Origin of the sequence: Streptococcus varani, assembly GCF_001375655.1 — a bacterium.
GTDB classification, from domain to species: Bacteria; Bacillota; Bacilli; order Lactobacillales; family Streptococcaceae; genus Streptococcus; species Streptococcus varani.
In genome coordinates, this window is the sequence record NZ_CTEN01000001.1 from 624675 (window position 1) to 650447 (window position 25773).

Sequence of the window (25773 nt, forward strand, 5' to 3'; positions counted from 1 at the left end):
CTCGAATGATTACTTAAGCAATAAAATAAAGAAGGTTATTATGAAAACATCTATTACTGAACTTTTAAACATTAAGTACCCTATCTTCCAAGGTGGGATGGCCTGGGTTGCCGATGGGGATTTGGCTGGTGCGGTTTCAAATGCAGGTGGTCTGGGGATCATCGGTGGTGGAAATGCTCCGAAAGAAGTCGTGAAAGCCAATATTGACAGGGTGAAAGCTATCACGGACAAACCGTTTGGTGTCAATATCATGCTCCTATCTCCTTTTGCAGATGATATCGTGGATTTGGTTATCGAAGAAGGGGTCAAGGTGGTGACAACGGGTGCCGGAAATCCTGGTAAGTACATGGAAAGGCTCCATGCTGCTGGAATTACCGTTATCCCTGTGGTGCCTTCAGTAGCCCTTGCGAAACGGATGGAAAAACTAGGTGTCGATGCTGTCATCGCTGAAGGGATGGAAGCAGGTGGTCATATTGGTAAATTAACGACCATGACGCTAGTCCGTCAAGTTGTCGATGCTGTCACTATTCCCGTTATCGGGGCAGGTGGTGTCGCAGACGGTCGAGGTGCAGCAGCTGTTTTCATGTTGGGAGCCGAAGCGGTTCAAGTAGGGACGCGTTTTGTTGTTGCAACGGAATCAAACGCCCACCCTGCGTTTAAAGAGAGAATCTTGAAAGCCAAAGACATCGACTCAGTAGTCTCTGCATCTGTTGTAGGACACCCAGTACGTGCTCTTAAAAACAAATTATCAACGGCTTATAGTCAAGCGGAAAAAGACTTTTTAGCAGGTAAAAAAACTGCTGAAGAAATTGAAGAATTAGGAGCTGGTGCTCTGAAAAATGCTGTTGTTGATGGTGATGTGGTCAATGGGTCTGTCATGGCAGGTCAAATTGCTGGTCTAGTCAGCAAGGAAGAAAGCTGTGAAGATATTTTGAAAGATATTTATTACGGCGCTGCCAACGTCATTCGTCAAGAGGCACTGCGCTGGGCAGATGTTCCTGAATAATGCTCCTTGGAAATCAACAATAGATTTTCTTTGCGCCTAAACACCCTGTTTTATTTGTTAGGAGGAATCGTAGAATGACCAAAACCGCATTCTTATTTGCTGGCCAAGGTGCTCAAAAATTGGGCATGGCAGGTGATTTGTATGACAGGTATCCAATTGTCAAAGAGACCTTTGATACAGCCAGCCGTATTTTAGGGTATGATTTACGGGAACTGATCGATCAAGATGAAGAAAAGCTCAATCAAACGCGCTATACCCAACCGGCGATTTTAACGACTTCGGTGGCTATCTATCGACTGTTGCTAGAAAAAGGAATCAAACCTGACCTAGTGGCTGGTTTATCTCTTGGAGAATATTCAGCTCTTGTAGCTGCTGGAAGCCTGGACTTTGAAGATGCCGTCGCTCTGATCGCAAAGCGTGGTCAGTTTATGGAAACCGCTGCTCCAGCTGGAACAGGTAAGATGGTAGCAGTCATGAACACAGATGTAGCTGTTATTGAGGAAGCCTGTGAAACAGCTTCTGTCAAAGGCTATGTCCGTCCGGCCAACTACAATACGCCAGCCCAGATCGTCATTGGTGGTGATGTAGATGCAGTGGATGCAGCAGTCGAAAACCTGAAACTTGCGGGTGCCAAGCGCCTGATTCCACTGAATGTCTCGGGTCCTTTCCACACAGCTTTGCTGAAACCAGCTGTTGAACAATTAGCAGCTGAGTTGGAAACTATTTCATTTAGAGATTTTACGATTCCATTGGTGGGCAATACTGAAGCCAAGGTTATGGAACAGTCACAGATCAAATCGCTATTAGCTCGACAGGTGATGGAGCCCGTTCGTTTCTATGAATCCATCGAGACCATGAAAGAACTTGGTTTGACAAAAGTGATTGAAATTGGCCCTGGGAAAGTCCTCAGTGGTTTTGTAAAGAAGATTGACAAGGCAATTGCAGTGGCTCATGTAGAAGATGAAACGAGTCTACAAGAATTGATAAATAACTGATGATTAGTAGGGAGAAAAAATGGAAATTTCAACTAAAAATGTATTTGTAACCGGTTCAACACGAGGAATTGGCTTGGCTATTGCACATAAGTTCGCTAGTCTTGGTGCTAATATTGTTCTCAATGGTCGTTCTGCTATTTCCGAGGAACTCTTGGCTCAATTTGCGGACTACGGGGTGAAAGTTATCGGTATGTCAGGAGATGTATCGGACAATGCAGATGCCAAACGCATGGTCGAGGAAGCGATTGCTAGTCTTGGCTCTGTTGATATCCTTGTCAACAACGCAGGAATCACCAAAGATGGTATGGCCATGCGGATGTCAGAGGCAGACTTCGAAGCTGTTTTGAAAATCAATCTGACGGGGACTTTCAATATGACGCAGGCTGTTTTGAAACCGATGACCAAGGCGCGTGCAGGCGCTATTATCAATGTATCTAGCGTAGTTGGACTAATCGGAAATGCTGGCCAAGCAAACTATGCGGCTTCCAAGGCTGGAGTGATTGGTTTTTCTAAATCCATAGCTCGTGAAGTGGCAGCCCGTAACGTTCGCGTCAATGTCATCGCACCAGGCTTTATCGATTCCGATATGACAGCTGTACTATCGGACAAAATTAAGGATAGCATGACGGCTCAGATTCCTATGAAACGTTTTGGTCAAGCAGACGAAATCGCGACAGCTGCCACATTTTTAGCCCAGCAAGAATATATGACCGGCCAAGTATTGGCTATTGATGGTGGCATTTCGATGGTGTAATTTGATTAACAAATCAAATAAATATCAGGCTTCATAAATAAAGCAAAGGAAAAATCTAATGAATCTTAATCGTGTAGTTGTAACGGGTTACGGCCTAACATCCCCTATCGGAAATACTCCTGAAGCATTTTGGGATAGTTTAAAGAATGGCAAGATTGGTATCGGTCCGTTGACCAAATTTGATACCAGTGACTACAATGTTCACATTGCGGCTGAAATCAAGGAATTTCCATTTGATAAATATTTTGTCAAAAAGGATAATAATCGTTATGATCCGTATTCCCTCTATGCCCTCTATGCTGCCCGAGAGGCAGTAGCCAATGCGAATTTGGATACTGAAAAGCTTGATCATGATCGCTTTGGTGTTATTTTATCAACCGGTATCGGTGGCATTAAGGAAATTGAAGAACAAGTGGAACGCATGAATGAAAAAGGACCAAAACGGATCCGTCCGATGGCTCTTCCAAAAGCTCTGCCAAACATGGCTGCAGGCAACATCGCTATGGCGGTTGGGGCCAATGGTATCTGTAAGTGTGTCATCACAGCCTGTGCTTCTTCAAACGATGCACTTGGTGATGCTTACCGTGAAATCAAGTTCGGCTACCAAGATGTGATCTTGGCGGGTGGTTCTGAAGCTGCCATTACACCATTTGCTATCGGTGGCTTCCAAGCTCTGACTGCTCTTTCAACAAGTGAAGATCCAGAACGTGCCTCCATTCCATTTGACAAGGACCGGAATGGTTTTGTCATGGGAGAGGGCGCAGGTCTCCTTGTTTTGGAAAGTTTGGAGCATGCACAAAAACGTGGTGCGACTATCTTGGCTGAAATCGTCGGTTATGGAAATACCTGTGATGCCCACCATATGACTTCACCACATCCGGAAGGTTTGGGAGCCATCAAGGCTATGAAATTGGCAATCGGTGAAGCAGGTTTGGAACCAGCAGATATTGACTATATCAATGCTCATGGGACCTCTACACCAGCCAATGAAAAAGGGGAAAGTCAAGCTATCGTATCGGTCTTTGGTAAAGATACTCCGGTTTCATCCACTAAGTCCTTTACAGGACACTTGCTTGGTGCAGCTGGTGCGATTGAAGCCATTGCTGTTATTGAAGCCATGAACCATTCTTATGCACCGATGACGGCAGGAACGAAAGAACTATCAGACTATATTGAAGCAGATGTCATCTATGGCCAAGGTCGTGACTTAGAGATCAAACATGCCATCTCTAATACATTTGGTTTTGGTGGCCATAATTCAGTTGTAGCCTTTAAACGATGGGAGGACTAATGGAAGTAACAGCAATTAAGGACTTGATGTCTCAATTTGATGCCTCAAGTCTTCGTGAATTTTCTTATAAAAATGGGTCTGAAGACCTTGTTTTCAGTAAAAATGAATCATCTGCCCTTGCAACAATTGAATCGGCATCAGTAGCAGCACCAGCAGTTTCTGCTACACCTACCATTGCAGTTGCAGCTGCTGAGGAAGTAGCGCCAGTTGCAGCGCAGGCAACAGGACAAGCTGAAGGAGAAGAAGTGGCTAGTCCCTTGGTTGGCGTTGCCTACCTATCACCTGGTCCTGATAAGTCAGCTTTTGTTTCGGTTGGCGACAGTGTGAAAAAAGGCCAAACGCTCATGATTATTGAAGCCATGAAGGTCATGAATGAAATTCCAGCACCACATGATGGCATGGTAACAGAAATCTTGGTTGCCAATGAGGATGTGGTCGAATTTGGACAAGGATTGGTGCGGATCAAATGATGGATATACAAGCAATTCGTGACGCCCTTCCACACCGCTACCCCATGCTCTTGGTGGACCGTGTCTTGGAAGTTTCAGAAGATGAGATTACAGCGATTAAAAATGTAAGCATCAATGAGCCATTTTTCAATGGTCATTTCCCAGAATATCCAGTCATGCCAGGCGTTCTGATTATGGAAGCTCTTGCGCAAACGGCTGGTGTCTTGGAGTTGTCCAAGCCTGAAAACAAGGGAAAACTTGTTTTTTACGCGGGAATGGACAAGGTTAAATTTAAGAAGCAAGTAGTTCCAGGAGATCAGTTGATCATGACGGCAAAGTTTGTCAAACGCCGCGGAACGATCGCCGTGGTGGAAGCCAAGGCAGAAGTGGACGGTAAATTAGCGGCAAGTGGGACTTTGACCTTCGCTATCGGGAGCTAATTTACGCTGTGAGAATCAAAACATGGAAAACAAGAGAGCTTCCAACGCTTTGTTTCCGCTGTTCTTTGATTTTCTTTGACTAAAATCACTACATAAAGGAGTGAAAACTCATTGTTTGAAAAACTATTGATTGCCAATCGTGGCGAGATTGCGGTGCGGATTATCCGTGCAGCGCGTGAGTTGGGGATTGCGACAGTCGCTGTCTATTCAGAGGCAGATCGAGATGCCCTTCATACCATATTGGCGGATGAGGCGATTTGCATCGGACCAGCACGCTCGACCGAATCGTACCTCAATATGAACAACATCATTTCAGCAGCCATTGTAACAGGTGCCCAAGCCATTCATCCTGGCTTTGGTTTCCTGAGTGAAAACTCAAAATTTGCGACTCTCTGTGAAGAAGTGGGGATCAAGTTTATCGGACCTTCTGCCAAGGTCATGGATACCATGGGTGACAAAATCAATGCGCGTGCAGAGATGATTCGGGCCCAAGTTCCTGTTATTCCGGGATCTGACGGCGAAGTCTATACTGCTGAGGATGCCCTAGCTATCGCTGAAGGAATCGGCTATCCCGTTATGCTTAAGGCATCAGCTGGTGGTGGCGGTAAAGGGATTCGGAAGGTGGAGCGAGCAGAGGATTTGGTCACTGCCTTTGAAAATGCCTCATCTGAAGCCCAAGCAGCCTTTGGGAATGGCGCTATGTATATGGAGCGGGTGGTTTATCCAGCCCGCCACATTGAAGTGCAAATTTTGGCAGATCAGCATGGTCATGTCATCCACTTGGGAGAACGTGATTGTTCCTTGCAGCGAAACAACCAGAAGGTTCTGGAAGAAGCGCCATCTATTGCTATTGGAAAGACTCTCCGTAATAAAATCGGTCAGGCAGCTGTGCGTGCTGCGGAATCTGTTGGTTATGAGAATGCTGGGACCATTGAATTTCTCTTGGATGAAGCTAAGGGCGAATTCTACTTCATGGAGATGAATACGCGTGTACAGGTGGAGCATCCTGTCACAGAATTCGTCACTGGAGTGGATATTGTTAAAGAGCAAATTCGTATCGCAGCAGGTCAAGTTTTGGAAAAAAACCAGGACGACATTGAAATCAAGGGACATGCTATCGAGTGCCGGATCAATGCAGAAAATCCAGCCTTCAACTTTGCCCCAAGCCCAGGCAAGATTAAGAGTCTCTTCTTGCCAAGTGGGGGTGTGGGGATCCGTGTCGATTCAGCCATGTATCCAGGTTATAGCATTCCACCCTACTATGATTCCATGATTGCCAAAGTCATCGTCCATGGGGAAAATCGATTTGAAGCTCTTATGAAGATGCAGCGTGCACTTTATGAATTAGAAATTGAAGGGGTTAGCACCAACGTTGATTTCCAATGGGAGTTGATTTCTGATCAGCGCGTGGTCGCTGGCGATTATGATACTGCCTATTTGATGGAAGAGTTTCTTCCTAACTATCAAGAGAATAACTAGGAGAAAATTGTATGGCTTTGTTTTCGAGAAAGGATAAGTACATCCGTATCAATCCCAATCGGTCAACGGTTCAAACGGCAACTCAAACAAAGCCTGAGGTGCCAGATGAGCTCTTTGACAAGTGTCCAGGATGTAAAAAAACCATTTATCAGAAGGATTTGGGCTTGGAAAAAACCTGCCCACATTGTTCCTATAATTTTCGGATTTCTGCTAAAGAGCGCTTAGCCATAGTAGTAGACCAAGATTCTTTTGAGGAGCTGTTTACCGGCATTGAAACGGCTGATCCGCTTAACTTTCCGGGTTATGTGAAAAAACTGGCAGAAACAAGAGAAAAAACCGGCTTGGATGAAGCCGTGGTCACGGGCTTAGCTCGTATCTGTGGTCAGAAAGTTGCACTCGGCATCATGGATGCTAATTTTATTATGGCTTCTATGGGAACAGTTGTTGGTGAGAAAATCACAAGACTTTTTGAGTTAGCAAGAGAAAAAGAATTGCCTGTAGTTCTTTTTACGGCTTCTGGTGGCGCTCGGATGCAAGAAGGCATTATGAGCCTGATGCAGATGGCTAAGATTTCTGCTGCTGTACAGCGCCATTCAAAGGCGGGTCTCTTTTATCTAACGGTCTTGACAGATCCAACAACAGGAGGGGTTACGGCTTCCTTTGCCATGGAAGGAGATATCATCCTGGCAGAGCCGCAAACTCTGATTGGATTTGCAGGACGTCGTGTGATAGAGAGTACCGTTCGTGAAACCCTACCAGCTGATTTTCAAAAAGCAGAATTTCTCTTGGAACATGGGTTTGTAGATCAAATTGTGAAACGACAAGATCTTCGTGAGACGATTGGAAAACTAGTAGCATTACATGGAGGTGACTTATGAGCGAAATTGCAAGTATGATTAAAAAGGCTCGTGACCAGGCTCGTGTGACCGCTCTTGATTTTGCCCATGGAATCTGTGAGGATTTTATTGAGTTACATGGTGATCGGAATTTCCGTGATGATGGTGCCATCGTTGGTGGTATCGGTCGTCTGGGCAATCAGGCAGTGACGGTTATCGGGATTCAAAAAGGGAAAAACTTACAGGACAACCTCAAGCGCAACTTTGGTCAGCCTCATCCAGAAGGCTATCGCAAAGCTCTACGGCTTATGAAACAAGCCGAAAAGTTTGGTCGCCCTGTTATCACTTTTATCAATACAGCAGGTGCTTATCCAGGTTTAGGTGCGGAGGAACGCGGTCAAGGAGAAGCTATTGCCCGCAATCTCATGGAAATGAGTGATTTAAAGGTCCCAATTATTGCCATCATCATCGGTGAGGGTGGTTCAGGAGGAGCCTTGGCTCTAGCTGTTGCGGACAAGGTCTGGATGTTGGAAAATTCCATCTATGCGGTCCTCAGTCCAGAAGGCTTTGCATCTATTCTTTGGAAAGATGGTAGTCGAGCCATGGAAGCGGCGGAACTCATGAAAATTACTTCATTTGAGTTGCTTAAGATGGGGGTGGTAGATAAGGTCATACCGGAGAGAGGCTATTTTGCAGCAGAGTTGATGGGACAAATCAAATTGGAATTGCTTCACGAAGTCAATCTGCTACAAGCCTTACCAGTAGAGGAAATGCTTGAAAACCGCTACAAACGATTTAGAAAGTACTAGAAGAAGCTTGAAGCAGCAATGTTTCAGGTTTTTTTGAATTCTTTAAAGTTTTCTTGAATCAACCAGCCTATTTTAATTTCCTAAATAGCTTAACTCTTGACGGAATAGAAGTACAGGTATATACTGATGGAAATTAGGTAAAAGTTTAAAAAATCATATGTTATTGTATATTGAGATTGGAAGAGTTTGAAAAAATGATATTTTAAGTTTTTATAAACTCCTTGTCTTCATTGTGATCGTCCGTCTAATTCTCTTTAAAAGGAATCGCAAATTATCTTGTTCCTATTTCAATCTATTACATAACATTATCTAGATAGTATAGGTGATGATTTTTGTATAATTCAAGTCAGGATTAATATTTAAAGAGGTATTATTTTGAAAAAAACATCTATGGTATTGTTGGTGTGCTTTTCTTTTCTTTCTCTAGCTTCTTGTGGACAAAAGAAAGAAAGCAATGTCGCACTAGAGAAGGATAATAAGGTGGAAAAGGCTACTAGTAGCGAAACTGCTACTAGTGAATTAGAAATATCCACGACTGAATCAGTTAGTGGATCTAGCGAGGAAGTCACAGCTGAAAATTCTAATGACCCGAGTAGAGCAAAGGAAGTCCACTTTAATGGTAGCTACTACAGTGTACAAGGTAAGTATGGAGAAGTCATCATTGTCAATAAAAAGCATCCGTTGGCTTCCAGCTATGCTCCAGGAGAGAATGCGGTAGCACAAGCAGCCTTTTTCCAGCTCCGTTCTGCTATGCAAACTAGCGGATTTGATATCAGTAATCACTATAGTGGTTTTAGAAGTTATGATACACAAGCAAGTCTTTACAATAACTATGCAGCTAGGGATGGTCAAGCCAATGCGGACCGCTATTCTGCAAGGCCTGGTTATAGCGAACATCAGACTGGTCTAGCTTTCGATTTGATGGACTCAGCGGGGAATCTCCTGCAAGAAGCAAGTGCTGTCAAATGGTTAGAAGAGAACGCTCATCAATATGGTTTCATCGTTCGCTATATAACCGGTAAGGAGTCGGTTACCGGTTATATGGCAGAAACCTGGCATGTCCGCTATATTGGTCAAGAAGCAGGTGATATCTACCAATCAGGTTTGACCCTGGAAGAATATTTTGGTATCTCTGGTGGGGATTACCAATAGAAAATGAAAAATAGCGTTTCAATTAGAAAGAAACTCAGTTTTTCTTGTTTGTATTTCCATAGGAACTCAGAAATAGATGAGGAGAAGCGACACAATATACTTAGTGGTAGAGTAGTTTTCATAATATCTAATGTTGGTTTTCAAAGCCTATAAGGATAGAAGACTCTTTATCAGTTGCAGTTGGTTGGTGATTCTATCATTAAGTTCTTCAAAAAAAATGAGCTGGAAAGATTTCCAACTCAATTTTTTTATTTATTAGCAGAAATGATATCAGCTCCACCCATATATGGACGAAGAACTTTTGGAATAGTGACAGAACCGTCTTCGTTTTGGTAATTTTCAAGGATAGCAGCAACAGTCCGTCCGACAGCAAGTCCAGAACCGTTGAGGGTATGAAGGAGTTTGACCTTGCCGTCTGCCTCGTCACGGTAGCGGATTTGAGCACGGCGAGCCTGGAAGTCTTCTGTATTTGAACAGGAAGAAATCTCACGGTAGGCATTTTGAGCTGGGATCCAAACTTCCAAGTCATAAGTCTTAGCAGCAGAGAAACCCATATCTCCTGTACAGAGGGCTAAGACGCGGTATGTGAGTCCTAATTTTTGCAGAATATTTTCTGCGTTTGCAGTCATTTTTTCTAGTTCTTCATAAGAATGTTCTGGTTTGGCAAATTTGACCATCTCAACCTTATGGAATTGGTGAAGGCGAATGAGACCACGGGTATCACGACCAGCAGAACCAGCTTCAGAACGGAAAGATGGGCTCATAGCAGTGAAGTTAATAGGCAAATCTTTGCCATCTAGAATTTCATCGCGGTAGTAGTTGGTCAATGGCACTTCAGCCGTTGGGATAAGGACAAAGTTGCTATCTGCTAGTTCAAAGGTGTCTTCCTTGAATTTTGGATATTGGCCAGTACCAAACATAGAATCATGGTTGACCATATATGGGGTAATGACTTCTTGGTAACCTTCTGCGATATGTTCATCCAACATGAAGTTGTAAAGCGCACGTTCTAAGCGAGCTCCTAAGTTTTTGTAGAAAAGGAAGCGGGCACCTGTTACTTTGGCACCACGTTCCCAGTCTAGGATGCCAAGGTCTTCACCAAGGTCCCAGTGGGCTTTGATATCAAAGTCAAATTTACGTGGAGTGCCCCAACGACGCACTTCAATGTTTTCTTCCTCATCAGCACCAACTGGTACAGAATCGTGAGGAGTATTTGGAAGGACCGTGATAATAGCAGTGACTTGCTCATCGATGGTGGCCAATTCTGCATCAATCTCTTTGACTTTTGCAGAGAGAGCTTGCATAGCTGCAATCTTATCATCTGCGTTTTCTTTGTTGCGTTTTGCTTGGGCGATTTCAGCAGAGACGGTGTTGCGCTCAGCTTTTAGTTCTTCGGTTTGGACCAAGAGTACACGGCGTTTTGCGTCCAAGTCTTTTAGTTCTGTCAACGTTCCAGCTGGTACACCACGGTTGGCCAATTTTTCAGCTACCAGGTTAAAATCTGTACGAATACGTTTTAAATCTAACATAGTCTTTCCTTTCTCATAAAAAAACACGGGTATGTTAATGCTGGAGCGCTTACGCGCGGTTCCATCCAGCTTCACATCCTGTGCACTTAATATTTATCCAATTGATTATCACGGTAGAATTTCAAAAATGGCTTCTATCTGCTCACAACAACCGCAGACTTTCTGGAAGAAACTGATTTCTTACTTATCCGTTACAGTTATTATACATAAAAATGATAAGAATGTAAAATAAATATTTGTTTTTTTAGAGTAAATAGTTCCTTTTTCTAATCTAAGGCTAGCTTTTTTTAGCTTTTGAGAGAGTTAGGAGTGACTGTTTTTAATATACAATTACAAGTAAAAAAAGGCTGTTGCCCATTGAGGGAACTACCTTTTCTTTTTTATTTTTTACCTGTAAATTTGCTAACAATAGTTTGAACTAAGGTAGGTAATTTGATAATTTTCTCATTGCTGATATAATTTCGAGCTATTTTCAGTATTTTACCTGTATCTTTAGAAGCAAAGAGGAACTTTCCTTGATCCGTATTGATTTCAAAATGACGACTAACCTTATTTTGACTGACATTAGCACCGATATGTTGGATAGACGTCCATGGGATTTGAATAAACTGTTCTATATTAGTATCAGGATAAAATTCGATGGCAACATCACCCACCAAAAATTTCCCAACCTTACCACCGATTCCTATATAGGAAACACCTGTTGTTTGAAAATCAACAGATTTGTTTAATGATTGTGCCATAATCTCTCACTTTTCTCTTTCTCACATCATATTATATCCTATTCAAAAGAGTTCCCCTAAGGAAACTCTTTATCTATTACATGATACCAATCAAGCGAGCAATGATACCTACAGCAAATAATCCGATGATGATTGTGATTGGAGAAACTTTTTTCTTGAGCAACCACATGCAAAGGAATACAAGAAGTAAGTGCATGAAGCCAGGGATAAGACCATCTAAGTTTTGTTGGAAAGTAGTTACTTTCTCAGGAGTTTGTGACAGTCCAGCTCCGACTTGTTCAAAGGCTTGACGGATACCTTCGCCACCGGCAGGAAGTTTATCCCATTCGATGTAAGCGCCTGGTGCAAGCGGTACAGTAGAAACATTGAAGTTAAAGCCGATAGAAACCCAACGTTGTGCAAGGACAGCAAGGATGAACATACCAAGGATTGAAGCACCTTTAGTAATATCTTTCAAGATACCACCAGACATATCTTTAGTGATTTCTTTACCAGATTTGTAACCAAATTCTTGAGTATACCAGAGGAAGGCCATACGGATTGCATTCCAACCAAAGAAGAAGAGAAGTGGGCCGAGGATATTTCCGCCGATAGCTAGAGAAGCACCGAGGGCACCAAGGATAGGACGAACTGTAAACCAGAAGACTGGATCACCGATACCGGCCAAAGGTCCCATCATACCGATTTTAACCCCTTGGATAGCAGCGTCATCAATGTCAACACCATTTGCTTTTTCTTCTTCAAGAGCCAAGGTAACTCCGACGATAGGAGCAGCAACATATGGGTGAGTATTGAAGAATTCCATGTGACGTTTAAGTGCAGCAGCTTGGTCTTCTTTTTTAGTGTAAAGTTTCTTAATAGCTGGTACTAATGTATAAGCCCAACCAAGGTTTTGCATCCGCTCGTAGTTCCAAGAAGCTTGAAGGAATTGAGAACGGAACCAAACTTTTTTACGGTCGTTTAATGATAATTGCATTTTTTCTGACATGAGTAGGCTCCTTTCTAGTAGTCTTCTAAGATGTCACCGATTGGGTCGCCTGAACCTACAGAACCACCACCGTTACCGCCTTTTTTAGAAAGGTTGAGGTAGATGAAGGCAAGGGCAACACCAATAGCACCAAGGGCAATCAGAGTCAATTGGCTCACAGCTGCAAGTGCAAAACCGATGGCAAAGAATGGCCATACTTCGCGAGTAGCCATCATGTTGATAACCATAGCGAAACCTACGGCAACAACCATACCACCACCGACAGCCATACCACCTTGGAGCCAGTCAGGCATCAAATCAAGAACAGCTTTTACAGCATCCGCTGGAATAGCAAGAAGAGCTGCTGCTGGGATGGCGATACGCAAACCTTGTAAAGAGAGTGCGAAGAGGTGGTAACGTTCAAGAGCGCTAAAGTCACCGCGTTCAGCTGCAGCATCAGCTCCGTGTACAAGACCAACTGAGATGGTACGAACAATCATAGTCAAGAAGAGACCAGCAACCGCAAGAGGAATTGCGAGGGCTTGAGCAACGCTAATCGCTTGCGCAGATGTATCACCACCCTTGATAAGGATGATAGCAGCAGCTACAGAAGCAAGAGCAGCATCTGGTGCAACAGCAGCACCGATGTTTGCCCAACCAAGGGCAACAAGTTGAAGTGTGCCACCGAGGACAACACCCGCAGTCAAGTTACCGGTTACAAGACCAATAAGAGTACATGCGACGATTGGTTGGTGGAATTGAAATTGGTCGAGGATACCTTCCATACCTGCTAAGAAGGCAACGACAACAACCAATACCGCAGAAATAATTGAAATATCTGACATAGTTGTATTCCTTTTCTATTGATGTGTTATATGGGCTGAGAAAGAAACTCAGACACCACTAATTTTTAAAATAAGTAAGGGACCCAGATTTGGAAAATACTGAGTCAGGCGACGGAATGTTTCACCACCTGTGGCCAAATAGATTTTTGAACAAGTGGTGTCTACTTGAGTTTGATTTAAAAACATCGGAAAAAGATCGACTTGCGAACATCCTTGGATGCTCTTCTGTTTCTTTGTCGGTTTTTAAAATTCTCACAGTTTACTTCACATTCGCTTTTTTAATAAGTGCAAACAAATCTTTATTTGAATCATTAGGTACCTTGCGGACATCGAATTTGACGCCCATGTCACGCAGTTTTTCAAAAGTAGCAACGTCTTCTTTGTCCATTGACAAAACATTGTTAACCATTGTTTTACCTGTTGAGTGAGCCATTGAACCAACGTTCAATTCTTTGATTTCAACACCACCTTCGATAGCACGGAGGGCATCTTGAACTGTTTCAAACAAGATTAAAGCATGTGTATTACCAAAGCGAGGGTCTTTTGCAGCTTCAACCAACTTGCTGATTGGTACAACGTTTGCATTGATCCCACCTGGTGCAGCTTGTTTAATCAAGTTTTTGCGCAAATCATCCTTGGCAACAGCGTCTGAAGCAACAATGATACGGTCAGCTTTTGATGCTGGCGTCCAGTTGGTTGCCACTTGTCCATGAAGTAAGCGAGTATCGATACGAGCAAGATTGATTTTTAACTTGCCATCTCCAACAACGGTTCCCTCAGGAATAGCACCTTGTGGTCTTGCAGCTTTAACTGGGGCTGCAGCAACCTCAATAGGATTGAGTTCTTCAGGAAGGGCTTTGATTCCGTCCTTAGACTCTTTGATGATATTTGCCGCTACTTGATCCACACCTGCAGTCGCATTTATCATGCGTTCTGTATAGGCTTGAATCAACATCGGTAAATTGAGACCTGTGATGATAGCAAGCTTGCGATCAGGGTTTTCTCCTGCAACACGGCTTGCTTGGTTAAATGGTGATCCACTCCATAAATCAGCCAAAACCAAGATTTCATCATCGGCATCGAATGCGTCAATGGCAGAAATGAACTTAGCATGTAAATCATCTGGTCCTTCGCTTGGCATGAAAGTTACGACTTGAACTTTCTCTTGTTCGCCAAAAATCATAGAACCAGACTGATGAATGCCAGCTGCAAACTCACCATGACTTGCAATAATGATTCCAATACTCATTATTGTACCTCCTAAAATTTATCTAGTTACCCACAGGCATATTTATTTATGTCTTCGAGTTACCTTCTCATTATAAATCGCTTTCATAAGTCTGTCAAGCTTTTTTTGTGACAACAGATAGGAGAGATTAAGGCGTTTTCTGAAATTATCAAATAAATTTTCAGCTATTTTGAAGAGTTTTAGATGAAATAATGGCGTCAAATCAGCAAAATTTGGAGAAAAAATTATTGTAAAAGAGAAAACGATTTTGTCTAATCTATGCAAAAAAACCATAGAAAATCATAGAATAAATTTTTAGATTTTTCTTTATTCATTTTCTTCTGAAAAAGAAAAAAGCAGAAGTCCTGCTTTCATGGTAGTAAATGCATGAGAAAATCAGACATCTCTGCTGGAGACTCCCTTTTTCCTTTTATAATCCAACTTTGACAGATGCCAAAGATAGCGTGAGAGAAATAAATACTGTGGTACTCTGCTTGAATAGGAGAAAGATCCTGGGTAAGAAGTAAGTCATTCTCAATAAAAAGTTTAATTTTGCGAATAATAAAACTTTGGATTTCTTGGGTACCATTTGGGGATAGGAGGGCAGAGAGTAATTCCTCGTCTTCCAATAGAACAAACATTTTTAGAAGTGCTTTGGCTCGACTGTTTTCTTGCTGAGTAAAGATATTCTCAAGAGCACGAAAGAATTCTTTTTGATAGGAATCGATCATTTCATACTTATCTTTATAGTGAGTATAAAAACTGGAACGACTAATTCCGGCTGCTTGAGCTAGTTTGGTGGTGGTGATATCATTAAAATTTTCTTTCTCTAAACAACTGACCATAGCTTTCAAGATGGCTTGTCGGGTATTTTCTTTGCGGTGGTCTTTGGTCATAAATCAGTCAACTCCTTTTATACATTTTTGAACAGAGTGTCTAAAAAATATCTTTTTTGCTTGAATTTATCATTCAGACTTGTATAATGTATTCTATCATTTATTAGACAATGTGTCTAAAAAGGAGTGTAGTCATTTGAAAAAAATAAAAATAATATATAGAAACCCTGTTTTGTGGATTACCATGTTAGGTGTTGCTTTCATACCAGCACTTTACAATTTAAGTTTCCTATCCGCTATCTGGGATCCCTATGGAAATCTGAAGAATCTGCCTGTAGCAGTTGTAAATCAGGATAGGGCGTCAACATTAGGAAATGAGAGTCTGACTATTGGTGACGACATGGTTGAATCAATGAGGAAAGATTCCAATCTGGATTTTCACTTTGTCTCAACTAAAGAAGCACAAACAGGTCTCGAAAAAGGGGACTATTATATGGTTGTTACGCTTCCAGAAGATTTGTCTCAAAAAACAGCTACTTTATTGACAGAAGAACCAAAACAAGCAGAAATTGTTTACCAGACTTCCAAGGGACATAGTTTTATTGCTTCAAAAATGAGCGAGTCAGCAATGGAAAAAATAAAAGCATCCCTTGCAGAAAAAATTACCAAGCAATATACTAGCGCAGTTTTTGGAAGCCTTTCTGATGTAAAAACAGGTATGGGAAAAGCTGCGGATGGCAGTCAGCAATTAGAAAATGGATCAGTTCAATTGGTAGATGGTTCTTCTACATTGACAAGTGGTTTATCAATTCTCACTGCTTCTACAGGGACTATTTCTGAAGGCAATGGGGAGTTTAGCTCTGGATTGAGGACCTATACTTCAGGTGTTGGACAGTTGGATTCTGGATTGACCCGTTTTTCAATAGGTTTGTCCCAGTATACAAATGGGGTCACTTCTCTATCCGAAGGTAGTAGCCAGTTAGATGCCAATTCTGGAAAATTAGTAGATGCTTTGTCCCAGTTGAAAAGGGCATCTGATCAGATGCAACCTCTATTGGATGGAACCAATCAGCTAACTTCGGGTCTCAAAGAACTTGCACAAACGACTACTGTTTCACAAGAAAAATTGCAAGAGATTGATAAGTTAGTGTCAGGACTGGATCAGTTGCAAGCTGGTCTCAACCAACTTAATAGTCAAGTTTCAACAATGTCCTCATCCTCTCTTCCAAACTTAGATTTGAGCTCTTTACCGGCCCAGTTACAAGATTTGAAGAATCAAGTTCAAGCTTTACAAGGCTCGTCTCAAGCGGACAGAGAAAAAACGATAGCGGCCCTAAAAGCAACAAACACCTTTCAAGGTTTGACGATTGATCAACAAGCAGAACTGGTGGCAGCGATTGAAAATACTCCCTCCTCAACAGCGGACCCTAGTCAAGCCATCTTATACCAAGTCTCAACCATTAGTCAAGAGCTGCAAAGCTTGCAAGTTGCTATACAGACTTTGCAAAAAGCTTCAGAAGGTTTGGTGACATTACAAGCAGCAATCTCACAACTATCAGCAGGTGGAAATCAAGTTTTACCTGCGGCCAGTGCAACTGTTCATCAGTTTTCTACTGGTATGAACCAGATTTCAGGAGTGCTTGAGGCTAAGTTGATACCAGGAAGTAATCAGATAACTTCAGGTCTTGATGAATTTCATAAAAAGCTTACTGTCGGTACGGAACAATTGTTAGGAAAAGCAGTTTCCTATACAGATGCAGTTGGAAAATTAAATGCAGGGGCACAAGAATTGGCTCAGAAAAATCTTCCTCTGAGTCAGGGGCTATCTGGGCTTGAGGATGGTTCTCATCAGTTGAATAGTAAGTCCAATCAATTGCAAGAAGCTTCTAATAAACTTTTAGATGGTAGTCAAGAATTGAATAATGGAGCGAAAAAACTGCAAGATGGTGGTCAGAGTCTAGAAGATGGAATTGGGCAACTTACTAGAGGGATTGAAAGTTTGAATGCTGGTCTTAAAGGGAGTAGTCAAGAACTTTCTCTTGTAAATCTTAAAGAGGTAAATGCGGAACTCGTTTCGATGCCAGTTTCAAGCCAGCATACCGATCATGACAAAGTAAATACCAATGGAGTCGCTATGGCACCCTATATGATTTCCGTATCCTTAATGGTAGCTGCCTTGTCTACGAATGTTATTTTTGTCAAGTCACTCGATGGTGAAAACTACACTGATAGATGGAAATGGGCAAAAGGAAAATTAATCTTAAATGGTTTTATATCAACTCTAGCAGCAACCATCCTCTTTCTGGTAGTAGAAACTATGGGAGTTGAAGCCAACCATCCACTTGCTACCTTTGCTATGATCCTTTTGACGGGCTGGACCTTGATGGCTTTAGTGACCGCCTTGGTAGGGTGGAGTAATCGATATGGGGCTTTTGCTTCACTGATCCTTTTGTTACTACAACTGGGATCAAGCGCAGGAACGTATCCAATTGAATTAAGTCCCAAATTCTTTAGATTGGTTCAACCCTTTTTACCCATGACCTATTCTGTGTCTGCTTTAAGACAAAGTATTTCTATGAAGGGACAGATAGGTTCACAAGTTTTCGCTTTGACAGTATTTTTGTTGCTCTTTATGGTGCTAGGCTTAGTAACTTATCAGAAAGATGTGAACAACTAAAAAGAACAAGGAATTCCTTGTTCTTTTTAGTTGGCTTCTGAAGAGGCTAGTTTTTATCCAATCTCTTTGATTAATTTAATAGTAAGTTTTCCAATTCTCGAGCCACCCCATCTAGCTCGTTTGTATATTGTGTCATGCGATCGGCAACTGGGATGAGTCTGTCACTGGCGTTTTTCATAGCATATCCGATGCCGGCTAATTGCAACATCTGAATATCATTTTGCTCGTCTCCAAAAGCGATCAAGTCCTGAGGAGAAGCTTTATAGTGGTCCAACAAATAAGTGAGGGCAGAAGCCTTTGAGACGCCTTTGGCACAAGTTTCTAAGATATTAAGAGGTCCACCCCAAGTGTTGATTTCAAGTTGATTTTTAAAGTAATCCTTCATCTGGTCAGCTAAAGCGTATTTATCTTCTGCTCGGGTCTGCATGAGGATTGAATGAGGATCATCTGTGATTAAGTCTGGTCTCATCAGGTTTTCGGCTGTAATTTTTTGGACCCCCATGAGAGCGGGATCAAATGTACCAAGATGGTCTTGAGTGATAAAGAACTTATTTTTGTATTCTCCTGCGATAAAATCAGCCTGAAAAGTCTCTTCTTCTTTCAGAAAATCCATCAAATAGTGTTTGTCTATCAAGACTTTCTGCTCGAAAGCCCATTTTTTTTCAGGAATATGTGTCAAGGAACCATTGAAGTTAATCATTGGGGTCTCTAATTGGAGTTGGTGGTAGAATTTGTCAGCCATGCGATAAGGACGACCTGTGGCGATGACTACAGTGTGACCAGCTTTTTTTACAGCCTGGATAACGTCGATAGTGTAGTCACTTAATTGACTCTGTTCGTTTAATAAGGTGCCATCTAAATCAAGCGCAATAATCTTTTTCTTCACAATAGGTCTCCTTGTAAATCTGTTCTCCTAGTATATCAAAATAAGAAAGGAGAGGCAAAGAGAAAGAAGTTAAGGGTTAAAAAACGAACTTTCATAGTTTTTTTCTTCTATATATAGAAAATAAAGCAAGAAGACTGACAGAGCTTATTTAAACACAAAGAAATAAAAACGTTTTCAGAATAAAAAATCTTGAAATATGAATGTTTTTGTTTTATAATATATATATCGTTCGTGAATTAAGCGAATAAAAATAGATTCATCTGATAAATAGATGGATTGAGTAAAAAAACTGAATCTTAAGGAGATTTTCGGGAATGGAAAACTATTTTGGTCTCAAAGAACATGGAACCAGTGTTTCAACTGAGATTATGGCTGGGATTACGACTTTCTTTGCCATGTCTTATATCCTCTTTGTTAACCCTGCTATTTTAGGTGCAGCAGGTATGCCTACGCAGGCTGTCTTCTTGGCTACCATTATTGCTACGGCTATTTCAACCTTAGTAATGGGTCTCTTTGCCAATGTTCCTTATGCTTTGGCACCAGGTATGGGACTCAATGCTTTTTTCACTTATACCGTTGTTTTTGGACTCGGTTTTAGCTGGCAAGAAGCTTTAGCCATGGTTCTCTTGTGTGGTGTCTTTAATATCCTGATCACAGTTACCAAAATACGTAAGAGTATCATCAAATCAATTCCGCTTAGTCTTCAGCATGCTATTGGTGGTGGTATTGGTGTCTTTGTTGCTTATCTTGGTTTTAAAAATGCTAATATCATCAACTTCTCGGCTTCCGCAGGGAATATCGTTTCTATCAATGGTGTTTCTCCAGCCGAAGCTACAGCAAAAACCTTTGAAAATGGAGTATTCTCAGTAGGTGCCAATGGTGGTGTGGTTCCAGAAATCTCAACCTTTACAGATCCTGCTGTTCTCCTAGCCATCATCGGTCTCTTTATCACAACTATCTTAGTCATCAAAAAAGTTCGCGGAGCTATCTTAATTGGGATTATTGCTACAACTCTCATTGGTGTGCCAATGGGTGTAGTGGATTTATCTATGATTAACTTTGCAGACAACAACTTGGCGACTGCCTTTGGTGAATTGGGTGTCACTTTCTTAGCTGCTTTTGGTGGCATGGCTTCCCTCTTTTCGGATCCTAGCCGTCTACCATTGGTACTGATGACTATCTTTGCCTTCAGTCTTTCAGATACATTTGATACCATCGGTACCTTTATTGGTACTGGTCGTAGAACAGGTATTTTCTCTGCAGAAGATGAAGCAGCCCTTGAAAATTCATCTGGTTTCTCATCTAAGATGGATAAGGCCCTCTTTGCAGATGCTATTGGTACGTTTATCGGAGCACTCTTTGGCACTTCCAATACAACGACTTATGTTGAGTCAGCAGCAGGTATTGCCGAGGGTGGACGTACTGGTCTAACAGCTGTTTCAACAGCAGCAGCCTTCATCTTATCCGCCCTTATTTTGCCAATTGTGGGTATTGTACCAGCAGCAGCAACAGCACCAGCCCTTATTATTGTCGGTGTCATGATGGTTTCTTCCTTCTTGGATGTTGATTGGAGTGACTTCAATGATGCTCTACCAGCATTCTTTGCAGCTTTCTTTATGGCTCTTTGCTTCTCAATCTCCTACGGTATTGCGGCGGCCTTCATCTTTTATTGCTTGGTGAAAGTAGCGACAGGCAAGACAAAAGAGATTCACCCAATTCTTTGGGGAGCAACCTTCCTCTTTATCCTTAACTTTATCATCTTAGCTGTCTTATAAGCTGAGACCTCACCATTTAAAAACGACCGGATGTGTCGTTTTTCTTTTTACAGGAAAAAAATGAAAAATATTTAACCTTATGGTATAATCATGTCTATGTATAGTCAAAATGAAGTCGAATTGATGGCTATTGGCCAATCTATTGGTGAGAAATTAAAAGCGGGAGATATCCTGGTTCTGACAGGTGATCTGGGTGCGGGTAAGACTACTTTAACCAAGGGGATTGCCAAGGGTTTAGAGATTGGGCAAATGATAAAAAGTCCGACCTATACCATTGTTAGAGAGTATGAGGGGCGTTTGCCACTGTACCATTTGGATGTTTACCGAATTGGTGATGATCCTGATTCCATTGATTTGGATGATTTTCTATATGGTGATGGCGTAACAGTTATCGAATGGGGTGAATTGTTGAATCCTCATCTTTTAGATGATTATCTGACAATTTTATTAGAATATTCAGGAGATGGCCGTAAAGTCTCTGGACAAGCCCAGGGTTCTCGAAGCCAAGTTCTACTTGAGGAGATTTTTCATGGCTAGACAGGAAATAGTATTTGCTCAAGCCCAGGCTGAGGATGCCCAAGCCCTGATTGATTTTCTGGATTTGGTAGCGGTAGAGACGGATTATCTGGTCATGGATGAAGAAACATTTCCCTATTCGTTAGAGCAGACACAGTCTATTCTAATGGCAAGTGAAGAAGCGCCTGACCAACTCTGCCTTTTGGCCAAGGTTGGTAAGAAAATTATCGGCTTAATCAATGTCAAGGCTTATAAGCCCTATCGTATCTCTCATGTTGGGGATGTCTTTATGGCGGTTGCCAAGGAGTATTGGAGTCATGGTATCGGTCGGATTTTATTGGAAGAAGCCATCATTTGGGCTCAAGAAATGGACTGTTTAAAACGTTTGGAATTGACCGTTCAAGTTCGTAATGCGCGTGCAATTAAATTATACAAAAGCTGTGGCTTTGAAGTAGAAGGTACTCAAAAAAGGGGTGCCAGAACAGATGAAGGAGAATGGCTGGATCTTTACTATATGGGAAGGCTAATAGATTAACGATGAAAATTGGTAAAAAAATACTTTTGATGACCATGGCTATCTTATTGCTTACAGTTGGAGCTGTAGTTACCTATGGGACAACGTTTTGGAGCTATTCTGAGAAGGCCATTTCTAAGACTTTCAAAAAAATTGATAATAATGAAGAGTCGGACAATATTATTCAAGCCACCAAACCATTTAGCATTCTTCTAATGGGTGTTGATACAGATGAAGCGACTCGCGGGGGTGCTTGGGAAGGTGGACGAAGTGACTCGATGATCTTAGTTACAGTCAATCCTCAAACCAAAAAAACGACGATGATGAGTTTGACTCGGGATATTATGGTTGAAATCGCCAATCCTGATGGCAGAAGTAGTGGTACGATTGAAAAATTGAATCATTCTTATAGCTATGGGGAAGCACCAATGACCATTGCGACAGTCGAGAAAATGTTGGATATCAATATTGATCGCTACGTAAAAATTAATATGGACGGTCTTAGAAGTTTGGTGGATGCTCTCGGTGGGATTACTGTTAATAATACACTTGGTTTTACGATTTCTATTGAAGCGCAAGAACCAGCTTATCGTGCAACAATTGATCCGGGTCAACACTTGATCAATGGGGATCAAGCCTTAGTCTATGCTCGTATGCGTTATGATGATCCTGAGGGAGATGTTGGCCGTCAAAAACGCCAACGTGAAGTTATTGGAGCGGTTGTCCAGAAGCTCTTACAGCTGGATGGCTTTACACAATATAAGAAAATCTTGGATGCTGTTTCCACCAACCTGCAAACAGATATTGAAATCAGTAGTGCTACAATTACAAGTTTATTAGGCTATAAAGATTCATTAAATACCCTTGAATCCTATCAGTTAGATGGGGAAGGTGAGATGGTTGACGGACTATCTTATCAAATTCCAACCAGCAAGCATTTACTTGAAATGCAAAATGTACTCAAGCGATCTTTGGGTTTGCATGAGACGACGGAATTAAAAACAAATGTTCGCGTCTATGAAAATCTATTCGGGCTTCCAAATCCCTATACAGTTGTCAATGCTTATACTGGAATCGAAACCCCAGGAACTGGAAATATAGTCGATTCAGCAACAACAGTGGAGAGTACGGAAACAACTCATCTGGGACAATAAACATTTTAAATTTTCCATCCATGTCAAATCAGACTAGATAAGAGCGGTGCAGATAAATAAAAATATCTGAGCAGTTGTTTGATGGGAGATAAGTATCCATAAGAGTCAATTTACAGCTAGAGATATCGAGGTAAGGAAAAGTCTGTCCATAGTTTGATTTTTCAAGTCTATAAAATATACAAAAAGAGTTTAGGTTGCTATTAAACAACCTAAACTCTTTTTGTATATTTATGGTAAGAAGTTATCAATGAAAGAAACTAATCCGATAATCCGACTTAGGCCCGCGACGACTAGTCTACTTTCTTATTTGCTTGACTACTTTTCAGATTTGGTATATTTTTCCTGAAAAGATTGGATTTGACCCAAGTGTCCTTCAGCTTCTTGCTGGTAAACACGGAATTTATAATTTAAATCTTGAGCCATTTCTTGCAAGGGCTGGCTGTAGGCTTTGATAATGCCCACTTGTTCTTGAATTTTGCTATAACTACCTGACATGTCATCTAGTAAGTTACGGGTCTCATGGACTTCTTCGCTAATTTTATCCTTGTTGGTTACCGCCCAGTAAGAAATAGCAGCAGCGGTGCCGGCCAGTAAAAGATTTCTTAATTTCATCTTATCCTCCAAAGTAAAGGTCTTGAGCCAGTTGGGCTAGGGCAGTAAAATCAGGTTCCTGAGTTTCAAATTTTATCTTTAGACCGTCTTGCTCATCAAAACGAGGCAAGAGATGGATATGGGTATGGAAAACTGTCTGGCCAGCAGCTTCTTCGTTATTATTGATGATATTCATTCCTTTAGCATCCAGTTTTTTCTGTAATTGCTGAGCGATTTTTGGAATGCGGGCAAAAAGTGCACTGCTAGCTTGTCCATCCATTTCCAAGATGTTGCGGTAGTGTTTTTTTGGAACGACCAGGGTATGGCCCTTGGTCACCTGAGTAATATCTAGAAAGGCCAGAACTTCTTCGTCTTCATAAACTTTTGAGGATGGGATGTGACCAGCGATAATTTGGCAAAAAATACAATCTGACATAAAGAGCACCTCACGAGCGAAAATTTGTTATAATCATTATATCAATAATAATGGAGAAATGCATGTTAGAAGTCAAAAATATAAGTGGAGGATACGCCAATATTCCCGTACTTAAGGATGTATCTTTTCAAGTGGCGAACGGAGAGTTGGTCGGATTGATTGGACTCAATGGGGCAGGAAAATCAACGACTATAAAGGAAATTATTGGTCTTTTGACTCCTTATCAGGGACAGATTTTCATTGATGGTCAAAGTTTGCAGGGAGATGTTGAAAGTTATCGTAAGAAAATCGGATTTATTCCTGAAACGCCCATTCTTTATGAGGAGTTAACGCTTAAAGAACACTTGGAAGTGGTAGCGCTAGCCTATGATTTAGAATGGGACCAAGCTTTTTCAAGTGTTGAAAAACTACTTAAAATCTTTCGTTTGGATGAAAAATTGGAATGGTTTCCGGTCAATTTTTCCAAAGGTATGAAACAGAAGGTTATGATTATTGCCGCCTTTATGGTCAATCCAAGTCTCTTGATTGTCGACGAGCCTTTTTTAGGTTTGGATCCCGTGGCTATTCAAGATTTGACCGATCTCTTGGCCCAAGAAAAAGCAAAAGGAACCTCTATTCTCATGTCCACCCATGTCTTGGATTCTGCAGAAAAAATGTGTGACCGTTTTGTTATCCTTCATCATGGAAAAGTCTTAGCTGATGGAAATATAGATCAGTTGCGTCAGGATTTTGGTCAAGCATCGGCCAGCCTCAATGATATCTATCTGACCTTGACACAAAAAGAGGTGAGCTAGATGAAAGAAATCTTTCGAGAACGTAGGCAAGCTTTTTTGGCCGCCTGCATCAAATACAGTCGCTATGTCTTTAATGATCATTTTGTTTTGGTTTTGTTGGTCTTTCTCGGTTTTCTGTCTCTTCAATACCGACAATTATTAGAAAACTTTCCTCAGAAACCTTGGCATGTCTACCTTCTAGTCCTAGTTCTAACACTCTTATTGTTTGTTGCAGGTAATACGGCCACTTACCTGCTAGAGGCTGACCAACACTTTCTTTTAACGAAAGAAAAACAAGTAGGTGCCTTGGCCCAGCAAGCATCTTTGCGGCAAATGGTCCTATGGGGATTGATTCAGGTTCTGGGTCAATTACTTTTCCTACCGCTTTATCTTAAGCTAGGTTTCCCTATCTGGGGCTTTTTCCTTTTTGTTCTAGCCCTGACGGTCGGAAAACACCTGCTGATTCAGGCTCGATTAGCAGCTTTTTTTAAGGAAAATATTTTCCAATGGCACTTAGCTATTGATAAGGAGAGGAAACGCCAACAGACGATTCTGCAATTTTTTGCCCTCTTTACAAAGGTTAAGGGCATTACAAACAGTGTCAAGAGGCGCGCTTATTTAGACCCGCTCTTGAAGTTAGTAGTCAGAAAGCATAATAAAACTTGGAATTTTCTCTATCTCAGAGCTTTTTTACGGTCAGGAGACTTTCTAGGTTTGACGGTCAGACTTTTTGCGCTTTCTGCCCTCGTCTTAGTAAGTATTGAAGTAGCTTGGTTAGCGGTGGGCCTTGTTGTGTTACTCAATTATTTACTTCTCTTTCAACTTCTAGCCCTTTATCGTGTTTATGACTATCAGTATTTGAGCAGGCTCTATCCCATTGGTCAAGATAAAAAGATAAAAGGCTTTAAAGATGTTTTACAAGGATTGTTGTATGGTGTCTTTGTTTTTCAAGTCATCCTAGGCTTCTTTGTCCTAAAAGATAAAAGTTATTTGGGAGTTCTTTTGGGATCCGCTTTCCTTTTGAACCATCTTTACCTAGGAATTAAAGTGAAGAAATTGATTGACTAAATGTAATAAAACTAGTAAAATAGT

Annotated in this window: 27 protein-coding genes; 17 read left to right on the forward strand and 10 right to left on the reverse strand. The window is 41.5% G+C overall.

Translation table 11 applies throughout. From position 1 onward, the window contains the following. Window positions 1-25: 25 nt before the first annotated feature. The 10 genes from fabK (at window position 26) to ldcB (ending at window position 9211) form a co-directional block, all read left to right on the forward strand. Window positions 26-1006, forward strand: coding sequence for an enoyl-[acyl-carrier-protein] reductase FabK (fabK, locus tag BN1356_RS03150; protein ID WP_281175819.1), 981 nt, complete (start codon window positions 26-28; stop codon window positions 1004-1006). 74 nt (window positions 1007-1080) lie between these two features. Continuing rightward, window positions 1081-2001 carry an ACP S-malonyltransferase gene (gene fabD / locus BN1356_RS03155; RefSeq protein WP_093649959.1) on the forward strand — a complete coding sequence of 307 codons (921 nt, stop codon included), beginning with the start codon at window positions 1081-1083 and terminating at the stop codon, window positions 1999-2001. 19 nt (window positions 2002-2020) lie between these two features. Next, entirely contained in the window at window positions 2021-2755 is a 735-nt protein-coding gene (fabG, locus tag BN1356_RS03160; RefSeq protein WP_093649960.1) for a 3-oxoacyl-[acyl-carrier-protein] reductase, read from the forward strand. A gap of 58 nt (window positions 2756-2813) precedes the next feature. Further along, window positions 2814-4046, forward strand: coding sequence for a beta-ketoacyl-ACP synthase II (gene fabF / locus BN1356_RS03165; RefSeq protein ID WP_093649961.1), 1233 nt, complete (start codon window positions 2814-2816; stop codon window positions 4044-4046). After that, window positions 4046-4516, forward strand: coding sequence for an acetyl-CoA carboxylase biotin carboxyl carrier protein (accB, locus tag BN1356_RS03170; protein WP_093649962.1), 471 nt, complete (start codon window positions 4046-4048; stop codon window positions 4514-4516). The genes fabF and accB overlap by 1 nt, the downstream gene beginning before the upstream one ends. Next, window positions 4513-4935, forward strand: coding sequence for a 3-hydroxyacyl-ACP dehydratase FabZ (fabZ, locus tag BN1356_RS03175; RefSeq protein ID WP_093649963.1), 423 nt, complete (start codon window positions 4513-4515; stop codon window positions 4933-4935). Before accB ends, fabZ begins: the two co-directional genes overlap by 4 nt. A gap of 111 nt (window positions 4936-5046) precedes the next feature. After that, complete coding sequence (locus BN1356_RS03180; protein ID WP_093649964.1) at window positions 5047-6414, forward strand: acetyl-CoA carboxylase biotin carboxylase subunit; 1368 nt, start codon at window positions 5047-5049, stop codon at window positions 6412-6414. A gap of 11 nt (window positions 6415-6425) precedes the next feature. Then, window positions 6426-7292, forward strand: coding sequence for an acetyl-CoA carboxylase, carboxyltransferase subunit beta (gene accD, locus BN1356_RS03185; RefSeq protein WP_093649965.1), 867 nt, complete (start codon window positions 6426-6428; stop codon window positions 7290-7292). Next, window positions 7289-8059 (forward strand): acetyl-CoA carboxylase carboxyl transferase subunit alpha, encoded by a 771-nt coding sequence (locus BN1356_RS03190; protein WP_093649966.1) that lies wholly within the window; start codon window positions 7289-7291, stop codon window positions 8057-8059. Before accD ends, BN1356_RS03190 begins: the two co-directional genes overlap by 4 nt. Before the next feature lie 369 nt (window positions 8060-8428). Next, window positions 8429-9211: an LD-carboxypeptidase LdcB/DacB gene (gene ldcB / locus BN1356_RS03195; protein WP_245620295.1), complete on the forward strand. Its 783-nt coding sequence runs from the start codon at window positions 8429-8431 to the stop codon at window positions 9209-9211. A gap of 248 nt (window positions 9212-9459) precedes the next feature. Here ldcB and serS read toward each other — a convergent pair whose 3' ends face one another. From serS to BN1356_RS03230, 7 genes are all read right to left on the reverse strand, one after another. After that, window positions 9460-10740: a serine--tRNA ligase gene (serS, locus tag BN1356_RS03200; protein WP_093649967.1), complete on the reverse strand. Its 1281-nt coding sequence runs from the start codon at window positions 10738-10740 to the stop codon at window positions 9460-9462. 380 nt (window positions 10741-11120) lie between these two features. Further along, a complete protein-coding gene (locus BN1356_RS03205) occupies window positions 11121-11483 on the reverse strand; it encodes a DUF956 family protein (RefSeq protein WP_093649968.1) in 363 nt (120 codons plus the stop codon). 76 nt (window positions 11484-11559) lie between these two features. Continuing rightward, window positions 11560-12471: a PTS system mannose/fructose/sorbose family transporter subunit IID gene (locus BN1356_RS03210; protein ID WP_093649969.1), complete on the reverse strand. Its 912-nt coding sequence runs from the start codon at window positions 12469-12471 to the stop codon at window positions 11560-11562. 14 nt (window positions 12472-12485) lie between these two features. After that, window positions 12486-13295, reverse strand: coding sequence for a mannose/fructose/sorbose family PTS transporter subunit IIC (locus BN1356_RS03215; RefSeq protein WP_093649970.1), 810 nt, complete (start codon window positions 13293-13295; stop codon window positions 12486-12488). A 48-nt stretch (window positions 13296-13343) separates the two neighbouring features. Next, entirely contained in the window at window positions 13344-13481 is a 138-nt protein-coding gene (locus tag BN1356_RS12580; protein WP_176694207.1) for a hypothetical protein, read from the reverse strand. Window positions 13482-13554: 73 nt separating this feature from the next. After that, window positions 13555-14544 carry a PTS sugar transporter subunit IIB gene (locus BN1356_RS03220; RefSeq protein ID WP_093649971.1) on the reverse strand — a complete coding sequence of 330 codons (990 nt, stop codon included), beginning with the start codon at window positions 14542-14544 and terminating at the stop codon, window positions 13555-13557. 350 nt (window positions 14545-14894) lie between these two features. After that, a complete protein-coding gene (locus BN1356_RS03230) occupies window positions 14895-15419 on the reverse strand; it encodes a TetR/AcrR family transcriptional regulator (RefSeq protein ID WP_093649973.1) in 525 nt (174 codons plus the stop codon). Window positions 15420-15555: 136 nt separating this feature from the next. Between BN1356_RS03230 and BN1356_RS03235 the strand changes: the two genes are divergently transcribed. Further along, window positions 15556-18036: a YhgE/Pip domain-containing protein gene (locus tag BN1356_RS03235; protein WP_245620283.1), complete on the forward strand. Its 2481-nt coding sequence runs from the start codon at window positions 15556-15558 to the stop codon at window positions 18034-18036. A 70-nt stretch (window positions 18037-18106) separates the two neighbouring features. On the opposite strand, the gene BN1356_RS03240 is transcribed toward BN1356_RS03235, so the two are convergent. After that, window positions 18107-18922 carry a Cof-type HAD-IIB family hydrolase gene (locus BN1356_RS03240; RefSeq protein WP_093649975.1) on the reverse strand — a complete coding sequence of 272 codons (816 nt, stop codon included), beginning with the start codon at window positions 18920-18922 and terminating at the stop codon, window positions 18107-18109. A gap of 314 nt (window positions 18923-19236) precedes the next feature. On the opposite strand from BN1356_RS03240, the gene BN1356_RS03245 reads away from it, so the two are divergent. The 4 genes from BN1356_RS03245 to lytR all read left to right on the forward strand — a co-directional run bounded on the left by BN1356_RS03245 (window position 19237) and on the right by lytR (window position 22881). Beyond that, window positions 19237-20697, forward strand: a complete 1461-nt coding sequence (locus tag BN1356_RS03245; protein ID WP_093649976.1) for an NCS2 family permease — start codon at window positions 19237-19239, stop codon at window positions 20695-20697. 96 nt (window positions 20698-20793) lie between these two features. Further along, window positions 20794-21234, forward strand: coding sequence for a tRNA (adenosine(37)-N6)-threonylcarbamoyltransferase complex ATPase subunit type 1 TsaE (tsaE, locus tag BN1356_RS03250; RefSeq protein WP_093650048.1), 441 nt, complete (start codon window positions 20794-20796; stop codon window positions 21232-21234). Beyond that, entirely contained in the window at window positions 21227-21748 is a 522-nt protein-coding gene (locus BN1356_RS03255) for a GNAT family N-acetyltransferase (protein WP_093649977.1), read from the forward strand. Before tsaE ends, BN1356_RS03255 begins: the two co-directional genes overlap by 8 nt. 2 nt (window positions 21749-21750) lie before the next feature. Then, window positions 21751-22881: a glycopolymer--peptidoglycan transferase LytR gene (gene lytR, locus BN1356_RS03260; protein ID WP_093649978.1), complete on the forward strand. Its 1131-nt coding sequence runs from the start codon at window positions 21751-21753 to the stop codon at window positions 22879-22881. A 315-nt stretch (window positions 22882-23196) separates the two neighbouring features. Here lytR and BN1356_RS03265 read toward each other — a convergent pair whose 3' ends face one another. Then, window positions 23197-23493 (reverse strand): hypothetical protein, encoded by a 297-nt coding sequence (locus tag BN1356_RS03265; RefSeq protein WP_093649979.1) that lies wholly within the window; start codon window positions 23491-23493, stop codon window positions 23197-23199. A 1-nt stretch (window position 23494) separates the two neighbouring features. Further along, window positions 23495-23908 (reverse strand): HIT family protein, encoded by a 414-nt coding sequence (locus BN1356_RS03270; protein ID WP_093649980.1) that lies wholly within the window; start codon window positions 23906-23908, stop codon window positions 23495-23497. 62 nt (window positions 23909-23970) lie between these two features. On the opposite strand from BN1356_RS03270, the gene BN1356_RS03275 reads away from it, so the two are divergent. Beyond that, window positions 23971-24702, forward strand: a complete 732-nt coding sequence (locus BN1356_RS03275) for an ABC transporter ATP-binding protein (RefSeq protein WP_093649981.1) — start codon at window positions 23971-23973, stop codon at window positions 24700-24702. Next, on the forward strand, window positions 24703-25749 hold the full coding sequence (locus tag BN1356_RS03280; protein WP_093649982.1) for an ABC transporter permease: 1047 nt from the start codon (window positions 24703-24705) through the stop codon (window positions 25747-25749). The last annotated feature ends 24 nt before the right edge of the window (window positions 25750-25773 follow it).

Bases quoted from the DNA above. Each gene is read 5' to 3' on its own strand.
- fabG (WP_093649960.1), top strand. From the start codon at position 2,021: ATGGAAATTTCAACTAAAAATGTATTTGTAACCGGTTCAACACGAGGA.
- BN1356_RS03245 (WP_093649976.1), top strand. From the start codon at position 19,237: ATGGAAAACTATTTTGGTCTCAAAGAACATGGAACCAGTGTTTCAACT.
- BN1356_RS03280 (WP_093649982.1), top strand. From the start codon at position 24,703: ATGAAAGAAATCTTTCGAGAACGTAGGCAAGCTTTTTTGGCCGCCTGC.
- BN1356_RS03230 (WP_093649973.1), bottom strand. From the start codon at position 15,419: ATGACCAAAGACCACCGCAAAGAAAATACCCGACAAGCCATCTTGAAA.
- BN1356_RS03205 (WP_093649968.1), bottom strand. From the start codon at position 11,483: ATGGCACAATCATTAAACAAATCTGTTGATTTTCAAACAACAGGTGTT.
- BN1356_RS12580 (WP_176694207.1), bottom strand. From the start codon at position 13,481: ATGTTTTTAAATCAAACTCAAGTAGACACCACTTGTTCAAAAATCTAT.
- fabD (WP_093649959.1), top strand. From the start codon at position 1,081: ATGACCAAAACCGCATTCTTATTTGCTGGCCAAGGTGCTCAAAAATTG.
- serS (WP_093649967.1), bottom strand. From the start codon at position 10,740: ATGTTAGATTTAAAACGTATTCGTACAGATTTTAACCTGGTAGCTGAA.
- BN1356_RS03265 (WP_093649979.1), bottom strand. From the start codon at position 23,493: ATGAAATTAAGAAATCTTTTACTGGCCGGCACCGCTGCTGCTATTTCT.
- tsaE (WP_093650048.1), top strand. From the start codon at position 20,794: ATGTATAGTCAAAATGAAGTCGAATTGATGGCTATTGGCCAATCTATT.
- BN1356_RS03270 (WP_093649980.1), bottom strand. From the start codon at position 23,908: ATGTCAGATTGTATTTTTTGCCAAATTATCGCTGGTCACATCCCATCC.
- BN1356_RS03255 (WP_093649977.1), top strand. From the start codon at position 21,227: ATGGCTAGACAGGAAATAGTATTTGCTCAAGCCCAGGCTGAGGATGCC.
- BN1356_RS03190 (WP_093649966.1), top strand. From the start codon at position 7,289: ATGAGCGAAATTGCAAGTATGATTAAAAAGGCTCGTGACCAGGCTCGT.
- BN1356_RS03275 (WP_093649981.1), top strand. From the start codon at position 23,971: ATGTTAGAAGTCAAAAATATAAGTGGAGGATACGCCAATATTCCCGTA.
- accB (WP_093649962.1), top strand. From the start codon at position 4,046: ATGGAAGTAACAGCAATTAAGGACTTGATGTCTCAATTTGATGCCTCA.
- BN1356_RS03220 (WP_093649971.1), bottom strand. From the start codon at position 14,544: ATGAGTATTGGAATCATTATTGCAAGTCATGGTGAGTTTGCAGCTGGC.
- accD (WP_093649965.1), top strand. From the start codon at position 6,426: ATGGCTTTGTTTTCGAGAAAGGATAAGTACATCCGTATCAATCCCAAT.
- lytR (WP_093649978.1), top strand. From the start codon at position 21,751: ATGAAAATTGGTAAAAAAATACTTTTGATGACCATGGCTATCTTATTG.
- fabF (WP_093649961.1), top strand. From the start codon at position 2,814: ATGAATCTTAATCGTGTAGTTGTAACGGGTTACGGCCTAACATCCCCT.
- fabZ (WP_093649963.1), top strand. From the start codon at position 4,513: ATGATGGATATACAAGCAATTCGTGACGCCCTTCCACACCGCTACCCC.
- BN1356_RS03215 (WP_093649970.1), bottom strand. From the start codon at position 13,295: ATGTCAGATATTTCAATTATTTCTGCGGTATTGGTTGTTGTCGTTGCC.
- BN1356_RS03210 (WP_093649969.1), bottom strand. From the start codon at position 12,471: ATGTCAGAAAAAATGCAATTATCATTAAACGACCGTAAAAAAGTTTGG.